Here is a 27,000-nt window from a genome sequence, read left to right on the forward strand (position 1 = left end):
GGCAGACCCATTGCCCTTCCTCACAGACCAAAACCGGCCCGGCAGATCTTGCCGGGCCGGTCTTTCGCTGTGCCGCTCAGGTCGGGTCGACGTACAGCAACGGTTTGAACTGATCGTCCGGCACGTAGCGCCAGCGGCGACGGCCCAGCAGCAGCGCCACCGCCGTGCTGATCGCCAGGATCAGCAGCATCCGCAGCACGAAGCCCAGGTACTGGCCGTCGTAGCTGCCGAAGATGGCCGCCCGGAAGGCATTGACCGCGTCCGTCACCGGCACCAGGGCGTGGATGCGCTGGAAGAACACCGACGAGAGTTCCACCGGGTAGCTGCCACCGCTGGCCGCCAGCTGCAGCACCAGCAGGATCAGCGACAGGATGCGGCCGGCGTCGCCCAGCAGCATGATCAGCGCCAGCACCAGCGTCAGGAAGGTCAGCGACGCCACGGCCGCCGTGAGCAGCACCCCGCCGGGGTTCTGGAACGGCACGCCCAGCAGGTGGACGCCCAGCACCACCACCAGCGACTGCGCCACCACCACCACGGCCGGAACCGCCAGCTTGCGCAGCAGGCGCGCGCCCTGACGGGTGGGCCGGGTGCTCTCGGCCAGCTGCAGGTACGGGAAGATGAAGGTGGTCAGCGTGACCCCCACCCACAGGCTCAGGGCCATGAAATACGGCGCGAAGGCCACCCCGTTGGTGCGGACCGTGGCGGTGCTGCGCTCCACCACCTGCACGCTGGCGGACAGGCCCGCCGGGTCGCCGCCCAGCTGCTCGGTGCGGCTGGGAATGCGGGTGTACAGCTGGCTCAGGCCGTCGCGCAGCCGGGTCGCGCCGTCCTGCAGGTCGGCGCTGCCGCTGGACAGCCGGGCCGCGCCGCTCGCCAGCTGCGCCACACCGCCCGCCAGGTCGCCGCTGCGGGCCGAGAGCGCGCCGGCTCCGTCGTTCAGGCGCTGCAGCTCCGCCTGGGCCGGCAGCTGGCCGGTGATGGTGGTCAGGGCCTCCTTGATGCGGACGTTGCCGCTCGCCAGGGTAGTGACGCCGGTCTGGAGCGCCTTCGCACCGCTGGCAAGGGTGCCTGCGCCCGTCCGGGCTGTGTTCAGGTTGCTGGCCAGGGCGGCGGCTCCGCTCTGCAGCTGGGCGCTTCCCTGCTGCAGCTGGCCGGTGCCGGCCGCCAGCGCCGCCGCTCCGGCGGCCGCTTTGCTGGCGCCCTGGGCGGCCACGCCGGTCTGGGTGGCCAGGGTGCGGGCCCCCTGCTGCAACTTGCCCGCGCCGCTCGCCAGCTGATCGGCGCCCGTCGAAAGCTGCTTCGCACCGCTCACCGCACGGGTGGCCCCCTGCTGCGCCTCGGCCAGCCGACCGGCCAGGGTGGCGGCCCCGGCCTGCAGCTGCCGCGCGCCAGTCGCCAATGCCGTGGCGCCACTCGCCAGCTGGGTGCTGCCGGTGGCCAGGGCGCCAGCGCCCTGCCGGGCCTGGGTCAGCCCACCGGCCAGCGCCTGGGCGCCGGTGCTCAGCTGCCCGGCCCCAGTCTGCAGCTGCGCGGTCCCGGCAGCCAGCGTCGCCGCGCCCCTGGTCGCGTCAGCCGCGCCGCCTTCCAGCTGAGCCAGGGCTCCTGCCAGGGCGCGGGTGCCGGTGTCGAGCGACGTGGCCCCGCCGGCCAGCTGGGCGCTGCCGGTCTTGAGCGCCGCCGGAGCCAGCAGGTTGCCCTTGACGCCGGCGGCCAGGGTGGTGGCCCCGCCAGCCAGCTGGCCTGCCCCGGTCTGCAGCTGGTCCGCGCCGGTGCGCGCCTGATGCAGCCCGTCCTGCAGCTGCGGCAGCCGGGACGCCAGCGTCTGGGCGCCGGCGTTGACCTGCGCCGCCCCGCCCGACAGCTCACCGCTGCCCTTCACCAGCTGACCCGCGCCGCTGCTCAGCTGCTCCAGCCCACCGACTAGGTCCGGCACACGGGCGGCGAGCTGCGCCGCGCCGCCGTTCAGGCGGGTAGCCCCGGCGTTCACGGACGCCGCGCCGCTGCTCAGCTGATCGGCCCCGCCCTTCAGCTGCCCCAGCCCGCTCTGGAGGGCGGGCAGCTGGCCCGCCAGCTCACCGGCCCCGGTGTTCAGCCGGGTGGCCCCGGTCTGAAGGGTCGCCGCCCCGTCCGCCAGCTGGCTCGCACCGGTCTTCAGCTGGCCCAGACCGCGGCTCAGCTGTGGCAGCTGCGCGCTGAGCTGGCCTGCGCCGCTGTTCACCTGTGCCACGCCGGCGTTCAGGCTGGCTGCGCCGCCCGCCAGCCGGGTGGCCCCGGCCCCCAGCTGGCCCAGGCCGCCCTGAAGCTCGGCCGCGCCGCTGCTGAGCCGCGCCGCGCCCTGCTGCAGCGGCTTCAGCTGGGCCGCACCGGGCGCCGCCGCCTGCAGCTGCCGCAGGCCGGCCGAGAGGTTCGTGGTGCCGCCGGTCAGCTGTCCGACGCCGCCTGCCAGCGCCTCCGCGCCGGTGTGCAGCTGCTGGCTGCCTGACGCGGCCTGCTCGGCCCCGTGCTGGAGCTGCCGGGCGCCGTTCTGCAGGGTGCCCGCACCGTCCGCGAGCTGCCCGGCACCGTCACGCAGCTGTCCGGTGGCGGTGCGGATGTCCTGAAAGCCCTTCTGCACGTCGGTCAGTGAGCGCTGGACAACCTGCCAGCGGTTGGAGCCCAGCTGATCATTGAGCCGCTGCGCCACCGAGCCGGCCACGCTGCTGCCCACCCGGCTGGCGAAGTAGCTGGTGCCCTGGGCGGTGTAGAGGTTGATCAGGCCGTGCTGGCTGCTGTTGCCCGCGATGGCCTTCTGACTGAAGTCGCGCGGCAGGCTCAGCGCAAAGTACACGTCGCCGCGCCGCACCGCCGCCTCTGCCGCCGCCTGGGTGGGGTAGCGCACCAGATGCACCGGAGGATCGTCGGTCAGCGACTGCACCAGGTCGTGGCCCAGGTGGTAGGTCCGGCCCCGCGCCGTGGTGCCCGCATCCTCGTTGGACAGCCCCACCGGCAGCGCCTTGAGGTTCCCGTAGGGGTCCCAGACGCTGCCCAGGTAGATGGTCACGTACAGCACCGGCACCAGCAGGATGATCAGGGTGGCCAGCCACATCAGCGGATAGCGCCACATGCGCCGCTCGAACACCGAGAGCTGACGCAGTTCGGCGCCCAGGCCAGGGCGCGGTGAGGGGGCCGGGGAGCCGTCCGGGGGCGAGGAGGGGGGCGTCATGCTGCTCACTCTGCTCGCTTATTGACACTTTGTCAAGTGACAGAATGTCAGAGATGCGCTACAGTGAAGCCATGACCGCACCGGCCTCCCGCAGACGCCTGCCCTCCGCGGACCGGCGCCATCAGATTCTGGAAGCCGCCGCCGCCCTGTTCGTGCAGCGCGGCTTTGAGGCCGTCAGCATGGCCGACATCGCGGGCGCGCTCGGAGTTTCGCGGCCCACCATCTACAGCTACTTCGCCAGCCCCGAGGCGGTGCTGGACGCGCTGCTGGAGGAGCGAATGCAGCAGCTGTGGGCGCGGCTCGCGCCGCTGCTTCAGGGCTCCTCAGACCACGGCCAGCGGCCAGCGCCGCAGCTGTTCGCCACGGTCTTCCGCTTCCTGCTGGAAGAGCGTGCGGAGCTGGCCCTGCTGCGCTGTGGCGGCGGCCCGAGCTTTCAGACGCGGCGAACCGCCTTCCTGGCCACCCTGGCCCAGCGCATCGAGCCGCAGCGGCCCGCCAGCATGAGCCGGCTGCCGCACCTCCTGCTGATCGTCACCACGCTGCTGGAGGGGATGGCCTTCACCGACCTGACCGGCACCCCACTGACCGGAGACGCGCTGGCCAGCAGCCTCGACACCTTCATCCGGGGGGGCATCGAGGCACTGCAGCGCGAGCAGGACGGTCACACCCCGCCCGGCTGACGCTTCAGCCGAGGTGCTGCACCGCCGCCTCGCACACGGCGAGGTGCGCGCGGACGAACATCGCGAAGTGCTGCCCGTAAATGGTCTCGTCCGGGGCCTCGGTGATCACCTGCAGCGGGCACAGCATGCCCGGCCGCTCCATCAGGATGAACGGCAGCCCCCCGATCAGCTGGTAGTGCGGCGGGCTGACGTGGGCGGCGCTGGCACGGCAGGCGCGCTGGGCGTGGGCCACCACGTCCGGCTCCTGACCCAGCCGCCGGGCGATGGTTCCGGCGAGGTCGCGCGCCTCCTGTTCCAGGCCGGGCCAGTACCAGACGATGGTCAGGAAGCCCACCGGCAGCGCCCACGACTCGAAGCCGTAGGGCGCGTAACCGCTGTAGGGCCGGGTCCACTCATGGGCCGGATAACCGTGCAGGTTCAGCTGCAGGCGGGCGCCGCTCGCCTGGGCCGCCTGCACCAGCGCCCGCGTCTCGAAGCGCGGCTCGGCCAGCCGCTGCCGCGACTCCAGGTCGTCACCGAGCGAGGTGTAGCGGGCCGCGTGGTGCATGTGCTCCGGATTCAGCTGAATCAGGGCGCGGTGCAGCGCCGCCCCGTCCGGGTTCAGCAGCGGCAGCACCGCGAACGGGCGCTGGGTGGCGGCCAGCGCCGAAATGAACCGCAGCGCGGCCACCGGCCCGGTGGTCTCGTTGGCGTGCTGCCCGCCGGTGACCAGCACGCCACCCGCCGAGCCGGGCCGCAGCACGCCCGGCACCGGCCGGCCGTTCACGCTGTGGCCCAGGACGCGCCACTCCAGGTCCAGCCGCCCGGCCTCGGCCCGCGCCTGTGCCCACAGGGCTTCCGGGCTCCACGGCCGGTCCGGCTGGCCGGCCGGGGCCGAGCCCTGATCGCGGCCCCAGGCGCGGCGGCCAGCAGCCTCCTCGTCCGGCCCGGTGCCTTCCTCCCAGGGGTCCAGCACCACCTGCACGCGGCTGTCCTGGCCGGGTGCGCTGCACACCACCGGCACGATCCGGCCCGGCTGCAGGCTGCGGTCCTGGTGGGCCACACCCCGGTGCCGCTTCAGCGCGTCCAGCGTGCCGAAGTACAGCTCCTCGCTGAGCGCCTCGGTCATGCTGACGCGCTCATCCAGCACCTCAAGCGGCAGGTCCGGCTCCGAGACGTGCAGCGTGGCCGACAGGTTGCGGAACACCGGCAGCCCGGGGCGGCGGTCGGCCAGGACCAGCAGTTCCGGCATCACCACCTCGCAGTACCAGTCCCAGCACAGCTCCCCGTCGGTGGGCAGCGGACGGTCATAGACCAGCTCGCCGGCGGCCATCACGCGCAGCCAGCCGGTCGGGGACGGCAGGCGCCGGCCATCCGGAGACGGGCGGTTGTGCAGCGGCACGAAACACTCGCCGCGCCACACCTCCTGCCCGGCCCGGAACAGCGCCGCCGTGTAGCGGGACGCCGCGTCGCCCGGCTGGAAGTCGGCGGTGACGCCCTCCTGCTCCAGCAGCGCCGCGAGCGGATACAGCTCCTGCAGAAAGCGGCTCGGCTGCTCCGGCGAGGCGAGCGGGTACTGCACGCTCAGCCGGTCGGCCTGCAGGCGCCGCCACAGCGGGCGCACCTCCTCGCTCAGCCAGAAATAGCCGGGCTTGTAGGCGCTGCGGACCCGCACGGTGCCCGGCTGGCCACGGTCGCGCAGCTGCGCCTGCAGGCTGCCGGAGAGCAGGCCGCGCAGGTCCGGCGACTCCGACACCCAGGCCTGCACCCGCAGCGGCCCCGGCATGGCGCGGAGCGTCTGGAAGGTCTCCAGCAGCCGCGTGCCCTCCCAGGGAAACTGCGCCTGCCAGACGTGGCGGGCCGGGCCGGGCCGGGTGGAGTCGAGGCGGAGGGCGTGCCGTTCTGGGTCATGGGTCATGTGCGTCTCCGGTGCGGGTCGAGGCGGTCGCGGAACCAGTCGCCCAGCAGGTTGAAGCCCAGCACCGTCACGGTGATGGCCACGCCGGGAAACACCGACACCCACCAGGCGGTCTGCAGGTACGTGCGGCCATCGGCCAGCATGCCGCCCCACGAGGGAATCTGCGGGTCCACGCCCAGGCCCAGAAAGGTCAGGCCGGACTCCAGCAGGATGTTGTTGGCGACGTTCAGGGTGGCCAGCACCACGATCGGGCCGATGGCGTTGGGAATGATGTGCCGCAGCATCAGCCGGCTGTCGCCGGCGCCGAGCGCCTGGGCCGCCTGCACGTACTCCTGCTCGCGCAGCGCCAGCACCTGCCCGCGCACCACCCGCGCGTACTGAGCCCACTGCGACACCACCATCACCGCGATCAGCTTCCACAGGCCCGGCCCGATGATGGCGATGACCGTGATGGCCAGCAGGATGAAGGGGAAGGCCAGCTGCACGTCCGCCAGGCGCATCAGCACGGCCCCGACCGTGGCGCGGTAGTAGCCGGCCAGCAGGCCCAGCAGCGTGCCGATCAGCGCGGAGAGCACCACCGACACCAGCCCGACCGTCAGCGAGATGCGCCCGCCGTACACCACCCGCGACAGCACGTCGCGGCCGATCGGGTCGGTGCCGAGCGGATGGGCGCCGGAAAAGGTGGGCGGCTGCAGCCGGGCCGACAGGTCCATCACATCGGTGCCGGCCGGGAACAGCACGCCGGCCAGCAGCACCAGCAGCACCACCGCCCCGGTGATCAGCACGCCGAACAGCAGGTCGGCGGTCAGCCGCACTCGTGGGCGTCGGCGGGCCGGGGCCACCACGGAGGGAGGCGTCGTCATGTCACTCCATCCGCACGCGCGGGTCGAACAGGCCGTAGGACAGGTCCACCAGCAGGTTCACCAGCACCACGAACAGCGCCAGCACCGTCACGGTGCCCTGCAGCACCGGATAATCGCGGTTGGCGATGGCCTGCAGCGCCAGCGACCCCAGGCCCGGCCACGCGAACACCTGCTCCACCACCACCACGCCGCCGATCAGGCCGCCGAACTGCAGCCCGATGAAGGTGATGACCGGGATGGCTGTGTTGCGCAGCGCGTGCTTGTACAGCACGGTGCGCTCCGACAGGCCCTTGCTGCGCGCCACCGTGACGTACTGGCTCTGCAGCACCTCCAGCAGCGAGGCGCGCAGCAGCCGCAGGGTGGTGCTGGTCAGGATCAGGCCGATGGTCAGGCTCGGCAGCACCAGCGAGGCGGCATTCTCGTACCCGGATGGGGGCAGCCAGCGCAACAGCACCCCGAACACCAGCACCAGCATGATGCCCAGCCAGAAGTTCGGAAACGACAGCCCCAGCAGCGACACGAAGCGGATCAGGTGATCGGCGGGCCGCCCCTGATGCACGGCGGCGTACATGCCGAGCGGCAGGGAGATGGCCAGCGAGATGACCAGGGAGCAGAACGCCAGCAGCAGGGTGGGCGGCATCGCCTGAGCAATCAGGCTGCGGACCGGCGTGCTGCCCCGGAAGCTGGTGCCGAAGTTTCCGGTCACGATGCCGCCCAGAAAGTGGCCGTACTGCACCAGAAACGGCTGGTCCAGCCCCAGGGCTTTTCGGATGTCGCGCAGCTGCTCGGTGGTGGGCGCCGACGCTCCCTGGAACTGGGCCACCGCCGGATCGCCGGAGAAGCGCAGCATGATCGCCACCACCAGCGTCACGAACACGATCACCAGCAGCGCCTGCAGCAGCTGCGAGACGAGGTACCGTGCCACGCCCGCTCACTTCACGCTGACGGTCTGCAGGTGCAGCAGGCTGTCGCTGGGCGCCTGGAAGCCCTGCACCCGTTTGTTCACGCCCCACAGGTCCTGCTGGTTATAGAGCGGGATGTCGGTGGCCAGATCGTGGGTCATGGTGGCGATCTGGCGCAGGAGGGTGAGCCGCTGCGGCTGGCTGGCGAGCGTGTGCTGCTTGTCCAGCAGCGCGTCGAGCTGCTTGTTCTTGAGGTTGGCGTTCCAGAACTGGCCGCTGTGGTAGAGCAGGTAGGCGGTGTTGTCGAAGTCGAAGGTCCAGCCGCCCCAGCCCATCTGGTAGGCGTTGCTGGTCTTGTTCTTGGGAATGATGTCGCTGTAGAAGGTGTTGGTCTCGTAGGGCTTCAGATCGGCCTTGAGCCCGACGGCCTGGAAGAAGCCGGCCACTGCCTGCGCCACCTCCCGGAACACCGCGTCCGTGCCGATGAAGTCAATGCCGATGCTGGTGCCGGGCTTCACGCCCGCCTCGGCCAGCAGCGCCTTGGCCTTGGCCGGATCGTAGGGGTAAGACTTCAGGCTCGGATCGAAGCCGAAGCTCTTGGACGACTGCATCGCCGCGATGGGGCTGCCGTAGCCCTGCAGGATCGACTTGATGATGGCGTCCCGGTCCACCGCGTAGTTGAGCGCCTGCCGCACCCGCAGGTCACTGGTGGGACCGTGCGAGGTGTTCAGGCGCAGCGACTGCACCGTGGGGCTGGGGACCGCCTGCAGCGTCAGCTTGCTGTCGCCCTTGATGGTCGCCACCTGCGCCACCGGAATGCCGGCGGCGATGTCCACCCGGCCCGCCTGCAGCTCCGCCACGCGGGTGGACGGTTCCTCGATGAAGCGGTAGGTGACGTTCGCCACCTTCGGCGCGCCGCCCCAGTAGCCTTTGAAGGCGGTCAGCCGCATCGATTCGCCGTTCTTGTACGACACGAAGCTGAAGGGGCCCGTCCCGACCGGGTGGGTGTCGAAGTAGGCGTCACCCTTGCTCTTGATGTAGGCGGGCGGCACGATCATGGCCCCGTACCCGGCCAGCTTGGTCAGCAGCACCGGGTCCGGCTGCGACAGCAGGAAATCCACGGTGGTCGCATTGACCACCTTCACCGACTTGATGCTGTTGTAGTTGGCCTGCTGCGGTCCCTTCTTGCCTTCCGGCCCCAGCAGCCGGTCGAAGCTGAACTTCACAGCGGCGGCGTTGAACGGCTCGCCGTCATGGAATTTCACGCCCTGCCGCAGGGTGAAGCGCAGGGTGGTGGGCGTGACATACGTCCATTTGGTGGCGAGGCCCGGCTGCAGCTTCAGGTCCGGCCCGCGCTGGATCAGCCCGTCGAAGATGTTGTGCGCCACGCTGCCCCACGCCACCAGAAAGGTGTCGATCGGGTCCCAGCTCTGCGGGTCCTGGGCAATGGCGACCGTCAGGGTGCTGCCCTGGGCGAGTGACAGGGACGTGGTGGCCAACGCGGCCGTGACCAGCAGGGCGTTCATTCGTGCCATAACTCCTCCTGCGGAGTGACAACGGCGCCGGGAAGCGCCACACGGGGCGGGCCAGGATCCTGGATGCAGCGGGCGTCAGCGGTCCAGCCGCGCCTCCTCCAGCGCCACGAAGCGCAGTTCCATGTCCGGCAGGTCCTCCATGAACGCCTGCAGCAGCCGCTGCGCGCCCTCCAGGTCCTGCAGGTCCAGCACCTCCACCGGGCTGTGGGTGTAGCGGTTGATCACCGAGACGGCTCCGGTGGGAATGCCGCCGCCCACGTACTGCAGCGCGCCCGCGTCGGTGCCGATGCCCTTGAGCACCTCCGGCTGCACCGCCAGCCCGCGCCGCTCGGCCGCCGCGAGCAGCCCGCGCCGCACCGCCGGGTGCGCGAGGGTGGAGAAGTCCATCACCTTCACGGTCGGCCCGGCCCCAATCTGGAGGCGGCCGGTGCCGGTGTCGGGGGTGTCGTCGGCGGCCGTCATGTCGAAGGCCAGCGCCACGTCCGCCTGCACATGGCGGGCCAGCGCCTCCACGCCGCGCAGCCCCACCTCCTCCTGCACCGAGAACACCGCCACCAGCGTCACCGGGGGCGGGGTGTCACGGTACGCTTCCAGCAGGCCCAGCAGCACGGCGCAGCCGGCCCGGTCGTCCAGGGCGTGTGCGGTGTAGCGCCCGCTGCCGCGCCCGAGTTCCTGCAGCTCACCGGCGAAGCCCACCGGGTCGCCCACCCGGACGCCCATGGCGTTCGCCTCATCGGCGCTGCGGGCACCGACGTCCACATACAGCTGGGCATACGGCGTGATGGTCTTGCGGTCCTCGTCGGTGAGCAGGTGGGCGCTCTTGGTGCCGATGACGCCCGGCAGCCGCCCGGCGTCGCTGCGGACCCACACCCGCTGCGCCGGCAGAATCCGGTCGTCCAGGCCGCCCACCTTCTCCAGGCGCAGGAAGCCACTCGCCTCGATCTTGTGCACCACGAAGCCGATCTCGTCCATGTGCGACGAGATCAGGCAGCGGCGGGCGTCCGGCTGGGCCGCCTCGCGGGTGGCCACCACATTGCCGAAGGCGTCCACCACCAGCGTGTCGCACAGCGGGCGGGCGGCCTCCACGATCCGGCGGATCACGTCCTCCTCGGCGCCGCTGGGACCCGTGACGTCCACCAGGCGGCGCAGGTGAGACAGCACGGACGAGAACTCGGTGTCGGTGGGGTGAGCTGTGGTCATGACATCTCCAGCAGCGTCGTCAGGACGCGGGGTGAGGGGCAAAAGAGGCGCAAGTTACTTGAGGTCCCAGTCCTGGTACAGGAAGCCCCAGACCGGGTGGTGGCTGAAGTGCTGAAGCTTCGGATTCACAAAATCGTAGGCCACCGGGTGGTACAGCGGCACCACCGGGTAGTCCGCCAGAATCATCTTCTGGGCCTTCTGGTAGAGCGGCACGCTGGCCTTGAGGTTCACGCCCTGCGCCTGGTCGAGCAGCGCGTCGACGGCCTTGTTCTTGTAGCCCGAGAGGTTCCAGCTGCCGGGCGCGTACTGGTTGGACTTGAACAGGATCGGCAGGAAGTCCGAGGCGTCCGGGTACGCCTGATACCACCCGGAGAGCCCGATGGCGGTGGTGCCGGGCGTGGTCATGGTGTTGATCCACTCGGCCTGCGGCAGCGTCTTGATGCTGGCCTTGATGCCGATCACCGCGAGCTGCTGCTGCACCGCCTGGGCGATCTTGGTCAGGTCACCGTCGGTGCTGGTGAGCAGGGTGGTGCTCACGCCGTTCTTGAGGCCCGCCTGCGCCATCAGCGCCTTGCCCTTGGCCGGGTCGTAGCCCACGTCCTTCACGGTGGGGTCGTTGCCCGCCAGTCCCAGCGGCAGAATCTGGGTGGCGATCTTGCCGCGCCCGTTGATCAGCTGCAGGATGCGCTTCTTGTCGATGGCGTGGCTGACCGCCTCGCGCACCAGTTTGTTGTCGAAGGGGGCCTTCTGGGTGTTCATGTACACGTAGTACGTGCCGATCTGCACCGCGTCGTGCACATAGGACTTGTACTGAGGACTCTGCAGGATCGAGGCAAACTGGGCGCTGGGCACGCCGCTGCCGAGCACGTCCACCCCGCCGCGCTGGGCCCGCAGCAGCGCCACCTGATCGCTCAGGCTCAGCAGGATGTGCACCTCGTCGAGCTTGGCGGCGTGGGCCTTGTCAAAGTAGTTGGGGTTCTTGACCAGCACCATCTCCTGCCCCGGCACCCACGACTTGAGCAGGAACGGCCCGTTGCCCACCACGTGGTGCGAGTAGTCCTGCGGCCACTTCTCGGCGGCCTTGCGGTCCACCGCCGACGCGAAGGGCGTTGCGAGGTAGTTCAGGAAGGTGCGGTCCGGCTTGATCAGCTGAAAACTGATGGTGTAGGGGTCGGGCGTCTTGATGCCGCTGACGTCCTTGGCCTTGCCGTCCACGAAGGCGGCGGCCCCCTCCAGATTGCCGAACCAGCCGGCCTTTCCGCTCTGGGGCGACTTGCTCTTGGGATCAAGCACCCGCTCAATGGCGTATTTGAAGGCGGCGGCGTCGGTCGGCTCACCGTCGGCGAACTTGATGCCCTTCTTGATGTGGAAGGTGTAGGTCTTGCCGTCCTTGCTGACCTGCCCCAGATCGGTGGCCGCCCACGGCACCAGGGTCGTGCCTTCACGGTAGGTCAGCAGCGTGACAAAGAGGGCGTGCTCCACCGGCCAGTTCTGCACGTCGTCGCCGATGGCCGGGTCGAGGGTGTGCATGTCCGCCGAGTAGGCGACGGTCACGCTTTTGACGGCGAGGGCGGGGCTGGCGGCCAGGGCGACCGTCAGCGGAAGGGCACCGAGCAGGAAACGTTTCACAACAGCACTCCTAGAGAAAGAGGGCGAAAGGACGGCACACCCGCCCTCTTATTTGAGCTTCCAGTCCTGATAGACGTAGTTCCACACCGGGTGGAGATCGGTGTTCGTCAGGCGCGGGTTGATGAAGTTGTACTGAACCGTGTTGTACAGCGGCACCCACGGGTAATCCGCCAGAATCTGCTTCTGCGCTTTCTGGTAGCCGGGCAACGCCTGTTTGAGCGGCTGACCGCGCAGCGCCTGAAGCTGCTGGTCCACCGCCGGATTCTTGTAGTTGGCGAGGTTGAAGCCGCCCGGCTGGATGTAGGCGGCCTCGAACAGCACGTCGAGAAAATCCGAGGGGTCCGGGTAATCCTGGAACCACGCCGAGATGCCGATGCTGGTGCTGCCGGGCGTGGTGATGGTGTTGATGTACTCGGCGCCCGGCAGGGCCTTGATGTCCACCTTCATGCCGATGGCGGAGAGCTGCTGCTGCACCGCCTGCGCCAGCTTGGGACCGGGCTCGTCGGCCATGGTGATCAGCGTCAGCGTCTGGGAGGCGTCGTAGCCGGCCTGCTTCAGCAGGTCTTTGGCTTTGGTCGCGTTTGGGGTACCGGCTGGAATGCTGGGGTCATAGCCGGGCATGCCCGGCGGCAGAATCTGCCCGGTGGCCTTGCCGCGCCCGTTGACGAGCTGCACCATGCGGGCCTTGTCGATGGCAGCGTTCACCGCCTCGCGCACCAGCTTGTTGTTGAAGGGAGCCTTCTGGGTGTTCATGAACACGTAGTACGTCCCGACCTGCACCAGGCTCTTGACGTACGCCTTGTACTGCGGGTTGGAGGTGATCGCCGCGAACTGCGCCGAGGGAATGCCGTTGCCGAGCACATCCACCTGACCACGCTGGGCGCGCAGCAGCGCCACCTGCTCGCTGAGCCCCAGCGAGAACTCGATCCGGTCAATCTGGGCCGCGTTGGCCTTGTCGAAGTAGGTGGGGTTCTTGACCAGCACCACCCGCTGGCCCGGCACCCACGAGTCGAGCAGGAACGGCCCGTTGCCCACCACGTGGTGCGAGAAATCGCTGCCCCATTTCTCGGCGGCCTGGCGCGGCACCGCCGCCGAGAACGGGGTGGCCAGCACGTTCAGGAAGGTGCGGTCCGGTTTGACCAGCTGAAACTGAATGGTGTAGGGATCGGGCGTCTTGATGCCGCTCACCGTCTTGGCTTTGCCGGCCACGAAATCGGCCGCGCCCACCAGGTTGCCGTACCAGCCCCCGGTGCCGCCCTGCGGCGATTTGGTCTTGGGGTTGAGGACCCGCTCGATGGCGTATTTGAAGGCGGCGGCGTCGGTCGGCTCACCGTCGGCGAACTTGATGCCTTTCTTGATGTGGAAGGTGTAGGTCTTGCCGTCCTTGCTGACCTGCCCCAGGTCGGTGGCCGCCCAGGGCCTCAGGTCAGTGCCTTTGCCGTAGGTCAGCAGCGTGACGAACAGGGCGTGCTCCACCGGCCAGTTCTGCACGTCATACCCAATGGCCGGATCGAGGCTCTGAAAATCCGAAGGATAACTGACCGTCACGGTGCTGCCCGCCGCGAGGGCGGAGCCCAACGACAGGGCCAGCATCAGACCGAAAGCGGACAGCGCGGCAGGCTTGGGCATAGGACTCCTTGGTGATGGACGAGGGCGAAGGGACAGAAGCTTAAATGGTGATGCGCGGGTCGACCCAGCTGTAGATCAGGTCCACCAGAATGTTGGCCAGCACGATGCACAGCGCGGAGAAGAGGACGGTGCCCATGATCATTGGCAGGTCAATGTTCTGCACCGCTTGCCAGGCCAGGGTGCCGATGCCGGGCCAGCCGAACACCTGCTCGATGATCAGCGCCCCGCCCAGCAGCAGGCCGAGGTCCAGGGCCGTCATGGTGATCAGTGGGCGCAGGGCGTTCCGGAAGGCGTGCTTGAACATCACCCGCCCGGGCGACACACCCTTGGCGCGGGCGGTGCGGATGTAGTCCTCACCCATCACTTCGAGCAGGCTGGCCCGGCCCATCCGGGCGTAGTAGCCGGCACCGGACAGCCCCAGCGTCAGGGCCGGCAGCAGCAGGCTGATCGGCCCGGCCTCGGCGCCGCCGAGCGGCAGAATCGGGTACTTGAAGCCGAAGATGTACAGCAGGATGATGCCCAGCCAGAACGACGGCACCGCCAGGGTCAGCAGCACGAAGGTGCTGGCCAGCCCGTCCACGGCGCGCAAACGGGTGCCGGCAGCCAGCAGCCCGATTGAGGCGCCGATCAGCACCTCGAACGCGAGCCCGCCCAGGGCCAGGGCCAGCGTGTAGGGAAAACGCTGCAGGATGGTCGGCAACACCAGCTGCTCGGTTTTGTAGGAGCGGCCCAGATCGCCGCGCACCGCGTGGCTGAGAAAGCGGCCGTACTGCACGGTGAACGGCTGGTCCAGGCCGAGCTGGTGCGAGATGCTGCGGACCGTCTCGGCGGTCGCGTTGGGCCCCGCGATCATTCGGGCCGGATTGGCCGGCACCTTGTACCCGACAAAGAACGTCAGCAGCGAGGCGAAGAGGAGCACCACCACGCTCCAGGCCAGACGACGGGCCAGAAAGGTCAGCATTCAGGTCGCCTTCTTTCCGCTCTTGACGTCGAGGGCGTCGCGCAGGCCGTCTCCGAGCAGGTTGAAACTCAGCACCGAGAGCCCCAGGAAAATGCCGGGGAAGATCACCAGCCACGGACTGACGGTCAGGTACTGCGAGCCGTCCGAGATCATGTTGCCCCAGTCGGGCGTGGGCGGCTGCACCCCGATGCCGACGTACGACAGCGCCGCCACGAACAGCACGGTGGTCGAGAAGTTAAGGGTGCTGTAGACCATCACCTGACCGAGAATCTGCGGCAGGGCGTGCCGGAAGATGATCCGCGTGTCGCTGGCGCCCAGCGCCCGGGCCGCCTCGACGTACTCGCGCCGGCGCACCGAGAGCAGTTCGGCCCGGATCACCCGTGCCAGATAGAACCAGCCCACCCCCCCGATCACGCCGATGATCACCCCGATGCCGGGCCGCAGCACCGCCGCCAGGAAGGCCGCCAGCAGCAGCACCGGAAAGCTGATCAGCACGTCGGTGACGCGCATGATCAGCGTGTCGGCCAGCCCGCCGAAGTACCCGGCCAGCGTGCCGAGCACCAGGGCGATGCTGGTGGCGATCAGGTTGGAGAGCACCGCGACCAGCAGCGACGTGCGGGTCCCGAAGATCAGGCGGCTGTACAGGTCGCGGCCCAGGGCGTCGGTCCCGAACCAGAAGGTGTGCGTCGGCGGCAGCGGCGCTCCAAGTTCAGACAGTCCATTCGGGTACTGCACCGCCGGGTCGTGCGGCGCCAGCCACGGCGCGAAGATGCAGATGATGATCAGCACCGCCGTGATCAACAGACCCAACAGCGCGCCGCGCTGCCGGCGGAACCGGCGCCACGCTGCGGACGACGCGCCCCTGGATTTCAGCTGCGGCCGGGGCATCGGAGGAGCATCAACGTTCACAATAAACCTCGCTGAACAGCTGGAGGCGGGCCCGGGTGAGGGTCGCCCGGGTGAATTCAGACCAGTGAAACCGCGAAGCTCCCGGCCTCGACGTCCGCCAGGAACCGCTTGAGTGCGTCGAAGTACGTCTGTGGGTCGTCCCACATGCTCAGGTGGCTACCGGCCTCGCAGATCGAGACGCGGCTGTTCGGCATCCGGCGGCCCATCTCCTCGATGTCCTCCGGGCGCATGGTGTCGTGGCGGCCCACCGACAGCAGCGTGGGCACCGTGATGCGGTGCAGGTCGGCCCAGCGGTCCCAGTCCTTGAAGGTCCCGGTCACCACAAACTCGTTGGCCCCCTGCATGGTGTTGTACACCGGCGTGGCGAGGTGCCCGAACATGCGCTGCACCGGCTCGGGCCACGGCACCACCCGGCAGATGTGCTGGTTGTAGAGCTGGGTGAGCAGTTCAGTGTATTCCGGGTGGTCCAGCGTGCCGGCCTCCTCGTGGCGCAGCATGGTCTGCACGTCCTCGGGGGCCATCCGGCCGCGCAACTCGCCCAGGTAGGTGAGGTACGAGGCGATGCTGGCGGTCATGTTGCTGACGATCAGGCCCTTGAGGTGCTGCTGGTACTTCAGGGCGTACTCCAGCCCCAGCATGCCGCCCCAGGAATTGCCGAACAGGTAGAACTGCTCCAGCCCCAGCGCGGCCCGCACCTGCTCCACCTCCTCGCGGAAGCGCTCCACCGTCCAGAGTGACGCGTCGTCCGGCTGGTCGGAGTAGTAGCTGCCCAGCTGATCGTAGTAGTAGAAGGTGTACTCGTCCGGCGAGAGCCACTGCTCGAAACACTCGAAATACTCGTGGGTACAGCCGGGACCACCGTGCAGCAGCAGCAGGGTGATGGGCCCGTGCCCGACCTTGCGGGTATACACCGTGTACCGCTGGTCCACGGAGATCCGCTGAACGTTCGCTTCCTCTGATCCGGTCATGTCCAGCTCCTGTCAGGCCCCGCTCAGGATGATTGGCGCTTCCCACTACAGCGACGACGTGATTCAGTGATGGATTGAAGAGTAACGGAAATTTACTGTATCGTCAACCGAAGCGAAATCCATCTACAAAAACGGAGGTTTGAGGAATTTATGCTTCCAAGACAGATCGCCCCGGACCTTGACGACATCGACCGGACCCTGCTGGAACTGCTGCAGGAAGACGCGGACCAGAACCACGCCGACATGGCCGCGCGGGTGGGCCTCTCGGCGGCCGGCGTCCACAAGCGGCTCAAGCGGCTGCGCCAGGAGGGCTACGTGCGCCGGCTCACGGCCCAGCTGGACCGCAGCCGGCTGGGCCTGGACCTGCTGTGCTTTCTAAAGATCACGTTTCGCAGCAACCTGCAGCCGGAGAACCTGGTGGACCTGCAGCGCGCCATCCGGGCGCTGCCGGAGGTGCTGGAGTGCTACACCCTGACCGGCAGCAGCGACGCGATCCTGAAGGTGGCCGTCACCGACCACATCGCGCTGCGCGACTTCCTGAGCCGGCTGTCGCTGCAGCAGCAGGTGATTGAGCGGGCCGAGACCTGCATCGCGCTGGAGGAATTCAAGGAAGGTGGCGCGCTGCCCCTCCGGGACCCGGCGTGAGCGCCCCCGCCGACCTGAATGCCGAGGGCATCCGCTACCTGCGGGTGCTGTGGTCGGACAACGCCAACGTCATCCGGGCGCGGGCGGTGCGGACCACCCAGCTGCCCGGCACCCAGGTGAGCATCTCGGCCGGGCAGCTCGCCCTGCCGGTGATGCAGGACAGCGTGGTGCCGGGCGCCGGACTGGGGCCGGTGGGCGAGGCGCAGCTGATGCCCGACTGGAGCACCCTGCGCCGCCTGCCCTACGCGCCGGGCGAGGCGCAGGTGCTGGGTGACCTGTGGCAGGACGGGCAGCCGTGGGCACATTGCCCGCGCACCTTTCTGAAGCGGCAGATTCAGCAGCTCGGGGAGCGGGGTCTGAGTGTCCAGGCGGCCTTCGAGAACGAGTTCTACCTGCTGCGGGCCGGGCCGGACGGGTATCGGCCGGCCGACACCACGGTGTATGCCCAGACCGGCAGCATGAACCTGCACCGGGCCTTCATTCACGCGCTCACCGACGCGCTGGAGCAGCAGGGGCTGGTGCCGGAACTGTACTACCCCGAGTCGGGGCCGGGCCAGCAGGAGCTGTCGGTGCGCCACACCGACGCCCTGGGCAGCGCCGATCAGCAGGTGGTGTTCCGCGAGACGGTGCGCGGCGTGGCCCAGGCGCACGGCTACGTGGCCTGCTTCCTGCCCAAGGTGTTCGAGGCGTCGGCCGGCAGCGGCTGCCACATCAACCTGAGCCTGTGGCGCAATGGGCAGAACCAGACCGGCGACCCGGGTGATCCCACCGGCCTGTCGGAAGAGGCGCGCCATTTCATCGCGGGGGTGCTGGCGCATCTGCCGGCGTTGTGCGCCCTGACGGTGCCCACGCCCAACTCGTACCGGCGGCTGCGGCCCCAGGCGTGGGCCGGTGCCTACCGCACCTGGGGCTACGGCAACCGGGAGGCGGCGGTGCGGGTCACCCGGGGCAGAGCCGGGGCCAGCCGCTTCGAGCTGAAAACCGCTGACGCCACGGCCAACCCCTACCTGGCGCTGGGCGCGCTGCTGGCCGCCGGGCTGGACGGCCTGACACAGCAGTTGCCGCTGCCCGACGAGGTCACGCGCGATCCGGGAAGCCTGACTCCGGAGCAGCGGCTGGAGCAGGGCATCGAGCCGCTGCCGGCCTCGCTGGACGCGGCCATGGCGGCGCTGGAACAGGACGGGGCGCTGCAAGGCGCGCTGGGCGCGGCGCGCGCACAAGCGTATCTGGCGGTGCGGCGGGCCGAATGGACGGCCCTCAAGGACCTGAGCCTCACGGATGAGCTGGCACTGCTGGCGGAACGGTACTGACATGCTGGAACTCGAACATCTGGCGTTCTACGATCACCACGCCCACGGGCTGTACCACGAGCCGCTGTGGCGCACGGCCCCGCTGGAGGCCTACTTCACCGAGGCCTACGACCCGCACATCCTGCAGCGCTTCGTGCCGGACACGCTGTTCTACCGCCGCAGCCTGCGCGATCTGAGTGAGCTGTACGGCTGTGACCCGAACGCGGACGCGCTGCGCGAGGTGCGCGCCGGGGTGGATTACCCGGCCCTGTGCCGCGACCTGTTCCAGCGGGCCAACATTCAACACCTGCTGCTGGACGACGGCTTCTGGCCGGACCGGCTGTGGAGCGTGGCGCAGGCCCGGGAGCGGCTGCCACTCCCGGTGCAGCGGGTGGTGCGCATTGAGAGCGAGCTGGAGCTGCTGCTGCCCCACCACGACGCGCCCGGCACTCTGCTGGACGCGCTGGAACAGGTGCTGCGCGAGGCGGGCCGCAGCGCCGCCGGGTTCAAGAGCATCATCGCGTACCGCACCGGGCTGGCGGTGGAGCCGCCGACCCCCGCCGCCCTGGAGCGCGGCTTCCGCCAGGACCGCGAACGCGGCGGACGGGTGCAGGACAAGGCGCTGCTGGACGCCGCGCTGCTGCGCGGGCTACAGGTGGCCACCGACCTGGGGCTGCCGGTGCAGTTCCACACCGGCTACGGCGATCCGGACCTGGACATGCGGCTGGCCAGCCCGCTGCATCTCAGGGGCGTGATCGAGACGCCGGCCTTCCGGGACCTGCAGGTGGTGCTGCTGCACTGCTACCCCTACGTCCGCGAGGCCGGGTATCTGGCGAGCGTGTACCGGGGCGTGTACCTGGACCTGGGGCTGACCATTCCCTACACCAGCGTGTCGGCGATGCAGACGGCGCTGCACGAGGCGCTGCACCTCTCCCCCATCAGCAAGCTCCTGATCTCGACCGACGCGCAGCGGACCCCGGAACTGTACTGGCTGGCGGCCCGCTGGGCCCGGCGGACCATTGGGGCGGTGCTGAGCCAGACGGTGGCGCTCGGCGACCTGACGAAAGCGGAGGCCGACTGGGCCGCGTCCCGGCTGCTGTGGGACAACGCGGTGGAACTGTACCGGGCCCCTGTGGCTGAGGAGCAGGCCAGCCATACGCCCTGACGCCAGCCGGCAGGTCAGGGCCACTGCACCCGAATATGAGCCGGCTGTACAGTCTGTCAGGCGCTGTTTTATAAGATGAGCAGCATGGCATCCTCACGAACCCTCCATCTCCTGCTCGTGGATGACAGTGAGCAAGATCAGCTGCTGGTCACCAGCGTGCTTCAGCAGTTGAAGCCCGCGCCGGCATACCGGACGGTGCAGACCTGCGAGGAGGCGCTGGAGCTCCTGCGCAAGCTCTCGGAGGTGGGCGAGCCGCTGCCGGACCTGCTGCTCCTCGACCTGCATCTGCCGCGCATGAACGGCCCGGAGCTGCTGCAGTGTCTCAAGGCGGATCCCACGTTTGCGTCAATGCCGGTCATCGTGTTCAGCACGTCGGCCTCCGCGCGCGACATCCGTCAGTGCTATCTGGAGCGCAGCGCCGCCTACATGGTCAAGCCCATTGAGTTCACGCAGCTGGCCGAAGCGCTGGAATGCCTGGTCGCGTTCTGGGGCAACCCCGCGGTGCGGCTGCCCAGCCACGTCCAGCGCGCTCGGCCGGCTTCCACCGCCTGAGCAGTGTGGACCCCCGGCCAGGGTCCAGCGGGCGTGCGGACCACGGCTCCGGAGGAATGACCCTGACCACGTGGGGAAAGAAGCGGGGCCGGCAGGGACGTTCCCTGCCGGCCCCGCCCGCATTCCGTTGCTCAGGCGGGCGTGCTCTCCGGCTGCACCTTCACCGGGGTGCCCATGAACAGGTTGTTCAACGACTCGCTGAGCGTCGGGTGCGAGAACACTCCCTCCCGCAGCTGCGTGGCCGTCACGCCGCCCATCATTGCCACCTCCAGCACGCTCAGCACCTCCCCGCCATCCAGGCCCAGCACCGTCGCCCCCAGCAGCTGATCGGTATGGTCGTCCACCACCGCCTTCATCAGCCCGCGCGTCTCGTCGGTCTCGATGGCGCGCGCCACGCGGGCCATCGGCAGGGTGTAGATGCGCACCGGGCGGTTCTGCTTGCGCGCCTCGGTTTCGCTCAGCCCCACCCGCGCCAGCTGCGGATCGGTGAAGACGGTGTACGGCACCGGTCGGTCGGAGGTGGAGCGGACCTTCCCGTGCAGCAGCGCGTCACGCAGAATGCGGTAGTCGTCGTAGGAGATGTGGGTGAAGGCGGGGCCGCCCTTGACGTCGCCCAGCGCGTACACCCCCTCCGCCGTGGTCTGCAGGTGCCCGTCCACGACGATGTACCCGTGGTCGTTCACCTCGATGCCCGCCTCCGCCAGCCCCATGTCATCGGTGTTGGGGGTCCGGCCGGCCGCCACCAGCAGGTGCGAGCCGCGCAGGGTCTGCTCGCCGTCCTTTCCCTGCACCACCAGCTCGACGCCTGCATCGGTGCGCTGTGCCCTCAGCGCCTGGGTCTCCAGCATGAACGTCACGCCGTCCTGCTCCAACGCCTGCTGCAGGGCTTCCGCCACGTCCGGGTCCTCCCGCGCGGCGAGTCGCGGGCCGTGCTCGATGACCGTCACCCGCGACCCAAACCGCGCGAAGGCCTGCCCGAACTCCAGTCCGATGTACCCGCCGCCCAGGATCACCAGATGTTCCGGCAGCTCTTTCAGCGCCAGCAGGCTGGTGGAGTCCAGGGCCCCCACCTCGCGCAGGCCCGGCAGGTCCGGCCAGGTGGGCCGCGCTCCGGTGTTGAGAATCACCAGGGGGGCCTGCAGGTCCTGCTGGCGTCCGTCGGCCAGCGTGACCTGAATCTGGCGCGGGCCAGTGAAGCGGGCGCGGCCCATCAGCAGCTCGGCGCCGGAGCTGGTCAGGCTGTCGGTGCTGCCGGACCGGAACTGCTCGACCACCTGATCCTTGCGGCGCTGCACCTGCGCGAAATCCACGCTCACCTCGCCCGTATGCACGCCGTAGTCCTGGGACCGGCGCGCCAGGTAGGCCACCCGGGCGCTGGCGATCATGGTCTTGGTGGGGGTGCAGCCCTCATTCACGCAGGTGCCGCCCACATGGGCCTGTTCGATCACAGTGACGCGGCGTCCGCTGCTGGCCAGCGCGCTGGCCAGCGGCCCGCCCGCCTGACCGGCACCAATCACGATCACGTCGCGCACGGAGTTGCCGTCGGTGTTCCTGGTATCCATACCTGACCTTAAAGGTCCACGTGGCCGGCAGGTGTCTGGTGGACAACAGTCTGGAGTGCCGGGCGAGGCAACAGCGCCCACCCTGATCTCGCGCAAGATGGCCGCCGTCCGTGGCAGGATGCGGGCATGCCTGACCTCTCTTCCCCTTCCGGCTGTGCCCTGGTGACTGGAGCCTCACGCGGGCTCGGCCGCGCGATGGCGCTCCGGCTCGCCCAGGACGGCTGGCCGGTCGCCGTGAACTACGCCCATGACCACGACGGTGCCCGGCAGACCGTGCAGGACATTCTCCAGCAGGGCGGCCAGGCGCAGGCCTTCTGCTTCGACGTGACGGACGAGGCGGCAGTGGCCGCGGGCGTGGCCCAGATCCGGTCGGAACTCGGGCCGCTGCAGGTCCTGGTGAACAACGCCACCGGCCCCCAGCCCCTGGTGCCTCTGGAGCAGCAGACCTGGCAGCATCACCTTGACCAGCTGACGTTTTTCGTGAAAGCGCCGCTGCTCCTGCTGCAGGCCAGCCTGCCGGACCTGCGCGCCCTGCACGGCCGGGTAATTCACATCGGCAGCGAGGTGGTGGACCTGGGCAATCCGGAGTTCGGCCATTACGTGGCCGCGAAGGCAGCGATGGTGGGGCTGACGCGCTCGTGGGCCGTGGAACTGGGGCCGGCGGGCATCACGGTCAATCTGGTGGCGCCGGGATGGATTCCGGTGGAACGCCACGCCGAGACCGATCCTGACGCGCTGGCCGGGTATACCGCCGGCGTGCCGCTGGGGCGACAGGGCGAGCCGAAGGAGGTGGCGGCAATGGTGGCCTTCCTCGCGTCGCCCGGAGCCAGCTTCATCACGGGGCAAACGCTGGCGGTCAACGGGGGCAAGACGCTGGCCTGAGCCGGCTGGAGTAGGGCAGCTCCAGGCGAGCAACTGGCCAGGCGGACGATAGGCTCCAGTTATCCCGCCGGTCTGAGGCAACTTGCCCGAGCAATCCCACATGCTCAAGGCAAAAAAAAGACGTCCTCTGCGGACGTTGATAGAGAAAATATAGCGTCATATGCACCGGGTGTCAACCGCATGCAGGTCCCAGTAGTGGCTTTCTGTGGAGGACGGGTGTTCAATGAAGCATGAACGACCCGGTGTGCCCCAAGTGCAACGGCGTCCACATCGTCAAAAACGGGCATGCCCATACCGGCAGGCAGCGCTATCTCTGTCGTGCGTGCCGGTATCAGTTCACCCCAGACGGCACCTGGCACCGTATTGCTCCTGAACAAGTGGCTCAAGTGGACCTGCTGCTGACCGAACGCCTCTCCCACCGCGGCATCTGTCGTGTGGTCGGGGTCAGTCGGTCCTGGTTCCGACTCCACCTCAAACAGCTCAACAAGACCGTGCAGCACAGCATTCCCGAAGAACAACCACACCCAAAAAAAGCTTGAGCACTCCAGCACCAGCCGCGCTGGTGCTGGAGTGCGACGAATGATGCACGTTCGTGGGTCGTCAGGATCGTCGGCTCTGGATCTGGCTGGCGATGGACCGACGCAGCCGACGAATCGTCGGCTGCTGGTTCGGGCAACGCGACGCGCCAGGCGCGCTTGGCCTGTGGCAGAGCCTCTCCACACCGTACCTGGACGCGATCTGTCACACAGACCGCTTGGCCGTGTACAAGCAGGTGGTCTTCGGAGCGCTTCATCGCATCGGAGGAACCCAGCATATTGAGCGATTCAACGCCACACTTCGAGCCAAAGTGTCGTTCCTGGTGCGGAAAAGCTTGTCCTTCTGCCGTAAGCAGGCCAACCGCGAGCTTGTGGTCTGGCTCTTCATTCACCGCTATAACGCGTCATTACTCTGAACCCACGACCCAGGTCCCGGTGGCCACAGCAGTGCCTGATGTTCAGTCTCCGGTCTCGGCCAGCAGCGGCTCGGCCAGCGCCAGCACCCGTTTCGGATCCAGCACGCCCTTGAAGAACAGCACCCGCTCCCCGAAGTCCTGCACCCCCACCCCGGCCCGCTCCAGGTTCAGCCGCTCGCTGACCGCCACGATCACGTCGGTGCGCCCGGATCGGCGCAGCAGCTCGAACTTCTTGATCAGGTACTCCGGCCGCCAGTACCCCACGATTTCCAGCAGCACACTTCGCCCGTCCGGATGCACCAGCCGGAAGTCCGGAATGATCACGCCGCCCGGCACCGGCACCAGGTCCACCTCGCGCTCCAGCCGCCAGGGGCTGCCCAGCTTGTGAAACCGTTCCTCGAAACCGCTCTCCAGCGCGCTGTCGTGCTCCTTCGGCTCCGGATAGTGCGACACATAGCCGTCCTCGCTGGTCAGCTCAAAGGTCCACTCCTCGTCGGCCGGGTCCACCCAGGCCAGGTCGCGGCGCGGCTTCAGGGCGGCCGTCAGGTCCCATTTCGTCACGTGCAGCAGCGCCGGCAGGAATTTTGCAAGCGCCAGTCCGTAGCGGGTGGTGCCGCCGAACAGCGAGGTGGGGCCGTCCATCGTCAGGGTGAACCCCGTGTCGGCGTCGCCCTCCACCGTGACCATCAGCCCGAACAGCTTGGTGTACTTCAGCAGCTGCTTGTAGCGGGCCGGCTCGTTGCGCCGCGCCGTGATGATCAGGGAATAGGCGCGGTACAGCATGCCCTGGGCCTGAGCGAGGTTGAAGCGCGTGAGCAGCGCTTCCGGCTCCGGCGGTTCGAAGCGGGTCAGCAGCTGCTCGCCCGGCAGATCGGCGTACAGCAGCCGGTCGATTTCCTCCGGCGTCTGACCGAGGGTGGCCGCCACCTGCGCCAGCACCGCCCCGCGCCGCAGCCGGCTGGGCGGGTGCGCCTGCACCAGCTCGAAGACCCGGCTGCGCACGCTGGCGGGGTCGGTCAGGCTGCCGGTCTCGAACTCGCTGTGGTCGGTGGCCAGGATGTGCGCCAGGCCGCGCAGCACCCGGTAGTCGCTGCGTCCGGCTTCCAGCAGCTTCAGCTCATCTTCCAGCTGGGCGCGCTGACGACCCAGGCTGCTCTGGAAGGTCTGGATCAGCAGCTCCGTGAGCTGGCGGTTGCCGGGAGTGGGATTCAGGACCCGCGGCTGCACCAGCCCGGCTTTGACCCGGAACATCAGCAGGTCAGTCGGAAGCATTGACCTGCTCCCACACCTCGGCCGCCACGTCCGGCGCGGCGGCGGGGCGCCACTGGCCGCGCCGCTGCTGGCTGACCCGCTCCTCGCTGGTGCCTTCCGTGACCACCTCGTACAGCACCGCCTGTTTGCCCTCGGCCCGGCGCAGGATGCGGCCCAGCCGCTGGATGTGCTCGCGCTCGGTGGCGGTGCCGGACAGCACGATGGCCACGCTCGCCTCCGGCACGTCCACGCCCTCGTTCAGCACCCGGCTGGTCACCAGCACCCGGTACTCGCCACTGCGGAACCGCTGCAGCAGCGCGTGCCGCTCCTTGACCGGCGTCTGGTGCGTGATGGCCGGAATCAGGAAGTCGCGGCTGACCCGGTACACCGTGGCGTTGTCGTCGGTGAAGATCAGGGTGCGGTCGTGGGCGTGGCTGGCCAGCAGTTCCTCCAGCACCCGCAGCTTGCCTTCGGTGCCGTAGGCGAGGCTGCGCGCCTCGCGGTGCGCCAGCATGGCCCGCCGGCCTTCCGGCGAGCCGCTCTGCATCACAAACGCTTTCCAGCCGTCCAGCGAGCCGAGCCGGATGCCCGCCTTCGCCAGGAAGCGGTTGCGCGTCTCGATCAGCTCCTGGTAGTGCTGCTGCTCGTGGTCGCTCAGTCGCACCATCAGCTGCACTTCGCGGTAGTCGGCCAGCGTGTCGCCGCGCAGTTCGTCGGGGCGGCGCTGGTACACCACCGGCCCGATCAGGGTGTCCAGGTCGCGCTCGCGACCATCCGAGCGCTTGGGGGTGGCGGTCAGGCCCAGCCGGTACGGCGCCACGCTCAGTTCCGCGATGGCCCGCGTGAAGTCGCCAGGGAGGTGGTGCGCCTCGTCGAAGATGATCAGCGCATACCGGCCGCTCAGCTCCTCGGCGTGAATGGCAGCCGAGTCGTAGGTGCTGACCAGGATCGGGGTCTCGTCGCGGCTGCCGCCGCCCAGCAGGCCCACACTCGCGTCCGGGAAGGCACTCAGCAGGCCCGAATACCACTGGTGCAGCAGGTCCAGCGTCGGCACGCAGATCAGGGTGCTGCGTGGGGTGGCCTGCATGGCCAGCTGCGCCACCAGGGTCTTTCCGGCGCCGGTCGGGAGCACCACGGTCCCCTGGCGTCCGGCCCGTTTCCAGGCGGTGAGCGCTTCCTGCTGGTGCGGGTAGGGCGTGATGGTGCGGGCGAAGCGCAGCTCCAGCGGCTCAAAACTGGCGGCCTCGTCGCGGTACGCCACAAGGTGCCCGCGCAGCAGCTCCGAGACCTCGCGGTAGCTGCGCCCCGGCGCCCGGTAACTCTGGCTGCGCGCGTCCCAGGTAAAGAGGTGCCGCACCACCTCCGGCACCTCGCGCATCGTCAGGGTGCCCCGGTCGAGCCTGAGCACCGCGGTCATGTGCTCAGGGTACGGTGCCGTGCGTCAGGCACGGCACCCGCCCATCCTGAGCGAGTCTTAATCCGCCGCCTGATCACTGCCGGCTTCCGCCTGCCGCTGCTTGGCGGCCCGGTAGACGGTCGCGGCCTCACCCTCGGTCAGCCCGGCCAGGCTGCCCACCTCGAAGCCCAGCACCCGCGACGCGAACACCGAGTGGTCCAGCGTGCTGATGTCCGTCTGGCGCAGCGCAATGCCCAGCTGCTCGTGCAGGCCACGGGCCCGCTCCTCGCCGATGGGCGGCGGCCCCTCCTCGCCTCCGGTCACGCCGCTCAGGCCGCCGGGGGTGTACCCCACCACCTTCAGCGCCTGGAAGCGCGGCAGCTGCGGCGCGCCGCTCAGTACCGCCTCGGTCAGCCGCTGCAGTTCCGCCTGCGCCTCGCGGGTGATGAACCAGGTGTTGCCGTACTTCTCCACCTTGGCGCGCACCTGTGGGAAGCGGTACAGGAAGGCCCCGATGCCGTACTGCACGGCCGCCCGCTTGAGGGCGTCGCTGTAGAGGTCTTTGGTGTCGCTGTCGGCGCGGGGGCTGGGCTCCACGGTGCCCACGTCGCTGCGGGTCACGCCGCACACGGTCAGGCGGCATTCCAGCGCTGGAAAGCCCACCGTTACAGGGGGCAGGGCGTACTCGGTGCTCCACTGGCCCGGCACCACGTCGTCGAGGTGGGCCGCGACCGTACGGGCGTCCACGAACACCACCACGACAGCGTAGGTGTCACCCTGGTTCTCCTTCGGGTTGGCCTGCACCTTCCAGCGGATGTGCTCAGGCGCAAACGGCTGGCGCAGCTTGCGGACCACCGAGGCGTTCAGGGTGGTGGGGGTGGCGGTGCGGCTGGAGCGCGGCGCGGTCGCCGCAGGCGTCTTGGCAGTCATC

23 protein-coding genes are annotated in these 27,000 nt (G+C 69.1%); 8 read left to right on the forward strand and 15 right to left on the reverse strand.

What is annotated here, in order from left to right; translation table 11 throughout:
• Nucleotides 1-76 precede the first annotated feature (76 nt).
• Nucleotides 77-3,202, reverse strand: coding sequence for a YhgE/Pip domain-containing protein (locus ABOD76_RS20370; RefSeq protein WP_350245546.1), 3,126 nt, complete (start codon nt 3,200-3,202; stop codon nt 77-79).
• A gap of 71 nt (nt 3,203-3,273) precedes the next feature.
• Here ABOD76_RS20370 and ABOD76_RS20375 point away from each other — a divergent pair, with 71 nt between their 5' ends.
• Nucleotides 3,274-3,882, forward strand: coding sequence for a TetR/AcrR family transcriptional regulator (locus ABOD76_RS20375; protein WP_350245547.1), 609 nt, complete (start codon nt 3,274-3,276; stop codon nt 3,880-3,882).
• A gap of 4 nt (nt 3,883-3,886) precedes the next feature.
• Here ABOD76_RS20375 and ABOD76_RS20380 read toward each other — a convergent pair whose 3' ends face one another.
• The 10 genes from ABOD76_RS20380 to ABOD76_RS20425 form a co-directional block, all read right to left on the reverse strand.
• Nucleotides 3,887-5,779: a M14 family zinc carboxypeptidase gene (locus ABOD76_RS20380; RefSeq protein WP_350245548.1), complete on the reverse strand. Its 1,893-nt coding sequence runs from the start codon at nt 5,777-5,779 to the stop codon at nt 3,887-3,889.
• Nucleotides 5,776-6,642, reverse strand: coding sequence for an ABC transporter permease (locus tag ABOD76_RS20385; protein ID WP_350245549.1), 867 nt, complete (start codon nt 6,640-6,642; stop codon nt 5,776-5,778). The genes ABOD76_RS20380 and ABOD76_RS20385 overlap by 4 nt, the downstream gene beginning before the upstream one ends.
• A gap of 1 nt (nt 6,643) precedes the next feature.
• Nucleotides 6,644-7,567: an ABC transporter permease gene (locus tag ABOD76_RS20390; protein ID WP_350245550.1), complete on the reverse strand. Its 924-nt coding sequence runs from the start codon at nt 7,565-7,567 to the stop codon at nt 6,644-6,646.
• Nucleotides 7,568-7,573: 6 nt separating this feature from the next.
• The gene (locus tag ABOD76_RS20395; protein WP_350245551.1) at nt 7,574-9,079 is read right to left on the reverse strand and encodes an ABC transporter substrate-binding protein; all 1,506 of its coding nucleotides are present in this window, start codon (nt 9,077-9,079) and stop codon (nt 7,574-7,576) included.
• 75 nt (nt 9,080-9,154) lie between these two features.
• Nucleotides 9,155-10,279: a M42 family metallopeptidase gene (locus tag ABOD76_RS20400; protein ID WP_350245552.1), complete on the reverse strand. Its 1,125-nt coding sequence runs from the start codon at nt 10,277-10,279 to the stop codon at nt 9,155-9,157.
• Nucleotides 10,280-10,333: 54 nt separating this feature from the next.
• Nucleotides 10,334-11,908: an ABC transporter substrate-binding protein gene (locus ABOD76_RS20405; RefSeq protein ID WP_350245553.1), complete on the reverse strand. Its 1,575-nt coding sequence runs from the start codon at nt 11,906-11,908 to the stop codon at nt 10,334-10,336.
• Between the two features lie 48 nt (nt 11,909-11,956).
• Entirely contained in the window at nt 11,957-13,537 is a 1,581-nt protein-coding gene (locus ABOD76_RS20410) for an ABC transporter substrate-binding protein (RefSeq protein ID WP_350245554.1), read from the reverse strand.
• Between the two features lie 40 nt (nt 13,538-13,577).
• Complete coding sequence (locus tag ABOD76_RS20415) at nt 13,578-14,498, reverse strand: ABC transporter permease (RefSeq protein ID WP_350245555.1); 921 nt, start codon at nt 14,496-14,498, stop codon at nt 13,578-13,580.
• Nucleotides 14,499-15,386 carry an ABC transporter permease gene (locus tag ABOD76_RS20420; RefSeq protein WP_350245556.1) on the reverse strand — a complete coding sequence of 296 codons (888 nt, stop codon included), beginning with the start codon at nt 15,384-15,386 and terminating at the stop codon, nt 14,499-14,501.
• Between the two features lie 77 nt (nt 15,387-15,463).
• Complete coding sequence (locus tag ABOD76_RS20425; RefSeq protein ID WP_350245557.1) at nt 15,464-16,375, reverse strand: proline iminopeptidase-family hydrolase; 912 nt, start codon at nt 16,373-16,375, stop codon at nt 15,464-15,466.
• A 150-nt stretch (nt 16,376-16,525) separates the two neighbouring features.
• On the opposite strand from ABOD76_RS20425, the gene ABOD76_RS20430 reads away from it, so the two are divergent.
• From ABOD76_RS20430 to ABOD76_RS20445, 4 genes are all read left to right on the forward strand, one after another.
• Entirely contained in the window at nt 16,526-17,020 is a 495-nt protein-coding gene (locus ABOD76_RS20430; protein WP_350245558.1) for an Lrp/AsnC family transcriptional regulator, read from the forward strand.
• Nucleotides 17,017-18,330 carry a glutamine synthetase family protein gene (locus ABOD76_RS20435; protein WP_350245559.1) on the forward strand — a complete coding sequence of 438 codons (1,314 nt, stop codon included), beginning with the start codon at nt 17,017-17,019 and terminating at the stop codon, nt 18,328-18,330. Before ABOD76_RS20430 ends, ABOD76_RS20435 begins: the two co-directional genes overlap by 4 nt.
• A 1-nt stretch (nt 18,331) precedes the next feature.
• The gene (locus ABOD76_RS20440; protein ID WP_350245560.1) at nt 18,332-19,474 is read left to right on the forward strand and encodes an amidohydrolase family protein; all 1,143 of its coding nucleotides are present in this window, start codon (nt 18,332-18,334) and stop codon (nt 19,472-19,474) included.
• Nucleotides 19,475-19,558: 84 nt separating this feature from the next.
• Nucleotides 19,559-20,026, forward strand: a complete 468-nt coding sequence (locus ABOD76_RS20445; protein WP_350245561.1) for a response regulator — start codon at nt 19,559-19,561, stop codon at nt 20,024-20,026.
• A 131-nt stretch (nt 20,027-20,157) separates the two neighbouring features.
• Here the strand turns inward: ABOD76_RS20445 and ABOD76_RS20450 are convergent, their stop codons facing one another.
• A complete protein-coding gene (locus ABOD76_RS20450; RefSeq protein WP_350245562.1) occupies nt 20,158-21,588 on the reverse strand; it encodes a mercuric reductase in 1,431 nt (476 codons plus the stop codon).
• A gap of 126 nt (nt 21,589-21,714) precedes the next feature.
• On the opposite strand from ABOD76_RS20450, the gene ABOD76_RS20455 reads away from it, so the two are divergent.
• From ABOD76_RS20455 to ABOD76_RS20465, 3 genes are all read left to right on the forward strand, one after another.
• Nucleotides 21,715-22,470 (forward strand): SDR family oxidoreductase, encoded by a 756-nt coding sequence (locus ABOD76_RS20455; protein ID WP_350245563.1) that lies wholly within the window; start codon nt 21,715-21,717, stop codon nt 22,468-22,470.
• A 230-nt stretch (nt 22,471-22,700) separates the two neighbouring features.
• Nucleotides 22,701-23,009, forward strand: coding sequence for an IS1/IS1595 family N-terminal zinc-binding domain-containing protein (locus ABOD76_RS20460; protein WP_350241363.1), 309 nt, complete (start codon nt 22,701-22,703; stop codon nt 23,007-23,009).
• Between the two features lie 53 nt (nt 23,010-23,062).
• Nucleotides 23,063-23,422 carry an IS1 family transposase gene (locus ABOD76_RS20465; protein ID WP_350241365.1) on the forward strand — a complete coding sequence of 120 codons (360 nt, stop codon included), beginning with the start codon at nt 23,063-23,065 and terminating at the stop codon, nt 23,420-23,422.
• Nucleotides 23,423-23,464: 42 nt separating this feature from the next.
• On the opposite strand, the gene ABOD76_RS20470 is transcribed toward ABOD76_RS20465, so the two are convergent.
• From ABOD76_RS20470 to ABOD76_RS20480, 3 genes are read right to left on the reverse strand one after another with little or no spacing between them, the layout of a single operon-like run.
• Nucleotides 23,465-24,694 (reverse strand): DUF790 family protein, encoded by a 1,230-nt coding sequence (locus tag ABOD76_RS20470; protein WP_350245564.1) that lies wholly within the window; start codon nt 24,692-24,694, stop codon nt 23,465-23,467.
• Nucleotides 24,681-26,090, reverse strand: a complete 1,410-nt coding sequence (locus ABOD76_RS20475; RefSeq protein ID WP_350245565.1) for a DEAD/DEAH box helicase family protein — start codon at nt 26,088-26,090, stop codon at nt 24,681-24,683. Before ABOD76_RS20475 ends, ABOD76_RS20470 begins: the two co-directional genes overlap by 14 nt.
• A gap of 57 nt (nt 26,091-26,147) precedes the next feature.
• Nucleotides 26,148-26,999, reverse strand: coding sequence for a Rad52/Rad22 family DNA repair protein (locus tag ABOD76_RS20480; protein WP_350245566.1), 852 nt, complete (start codon nt 26,997-26,999; stop codon nt 26,148-26,150).
• Nucleotide 27,000 lies beyond the last annotated feature (1 nt).

This window comes from Deinococcus sonorensis KR-87, from assembly GCF_040256395.1.
Lineage (GTDB): Bacteria > Deinococcota > Deinococci > Deinococcales > Deinococcaceae > Deinococcus > Deinococcus sonorensis.

Coding starts and splice junctions, on each gene's coding strand:
- ABOD76_RS20370 (WP_350245546.1), bottom strand. CDS start 3,202: ATGACGCCCCCCTCCTCGCCCCCGGACGGCTCCCCGGCCCCCTCACCG.
- ABOD76_RS20375 (WP_350245547.1), top strand. CDS start 3,274: ATGACCGCACCGGCCTCCCGCAGACGCCTGCCCTCCGCGGACCGGCGC.
- ABOD76_RS20380 (WP_350245548.1), bottom strand. CDS start 5,779: ATGACCCATGACCCAGAACGGCACGCCCTCCGCCTCGACTCCACCCGG.
- ABOD76_RS20385 (WP_350245549.1), bottom strand. CDS start 6,642: ATGACGACGCCTCCCTCCGTGGTGGCCCCGGCCCGCCGACGCCCACGA.
- ABOD76_RS20395 (WP_350245551.1), bottom strand. CDS start 9,079: ATGGCACGAATGAACGCCCTGCTGGTCACGGCCGCGTTGGCCACCACG.
- ABOD76_RS20400 (WP_350245552.1), bottom strand. CDS start 10,279: ATGACCACAGCTCACCCCACCGACACCGAGTTCTCGTCCGTGCTGTCT.
- ABOD76_RS20410 (WP_350245554.1), bottom strand. CDS start 13,537: ATGCCCAAGCCTGCCGCGCTGTCCGCTTTCGGTCTGATGCTGGCCCTG.
- ABOD76_RS20415 (WP_350245555.1), bottom strand. CDS start 14,498: ATGCTGACCTTTCTGGCCCGTCGTCTGGCCTGGAGCGTGGTGGTGCTC.
- ABOD76_RS20420 (WP_350245556.1), bottom strand. CDS start 15,386: ATGCCCCGGCCGCAGCTGAAATCCAGGGGCGCGTCGTCCGCAGCGTGG.
- ABOD76_RS20425 (WP_350245557.1), bottom strand. CDS start 16,375: ATGACCGGATCAGAGGAAGCGAACGTTCAGCGGATCTCCGTGGACCAG.
- ABOD76_RS20430 (WP_350245558.1), top strand. CDS start 16,526: ATGCTTCCAAGACAGATCGCCCCGGACCTTGACGACATCGACCGGACC.
- ABOD76_RS20440 (WP_350245560.1), top strand. CDS start 18,332: ATGCTGGAACTCGAACATCTGGCGTTCTACGATCACCACGCCCACGGG.
- ABOD76_RS20445 (WP_350245561.1), top strand. CDS start 19,559: ATGGCATCCTCACGAACCCTCCATCTCCTGCTCGTGGATGACAGTGAG.
- ABOD76_RS20450 (WP_350245562.1), bottom strand. CDS start 21,588: ATGGATACCAGGAACACCGACGGCAACTCCGTGCGCGACGTGATCGTG.
- ABOD76_RS20455 (WP_350245563.1), top strand. CDS start 21,715: ATGCCTGACCTCTCTTCCCCTTCCGGCTGTGCCCTGGTGACTGGAGCC.
- ABOD76_RS20460 (WP_350241363.1), top strand. CDS start 22,701: ATGAACGACCCGGTGTGCCCCAAGTGCAACGGCGTCCACATCGTCAAA.
- ABOD76_RS20470 (WP_350245564.1), bottom strand. CDS start 24,694: ATGCTTCCGACTGACCTGCTGATGTTCCGGGTCAAAGCCGGGCTGGTG.
- ABOD76_RS20475 (WP_350245565.1), bottom strand. CDS start 26,090: ATGACCGCGGTGCTCAGGCTCGACCGGGGCACCCTGACGATGCGCGAG.
- ABOD76_RS20480 (WP_350245566.1), bottom strand. CDS start 26,999: ATGACTGCCAAGACGCCTGCGGCGACCGCGCCGCGCTCCAGCCGCACC.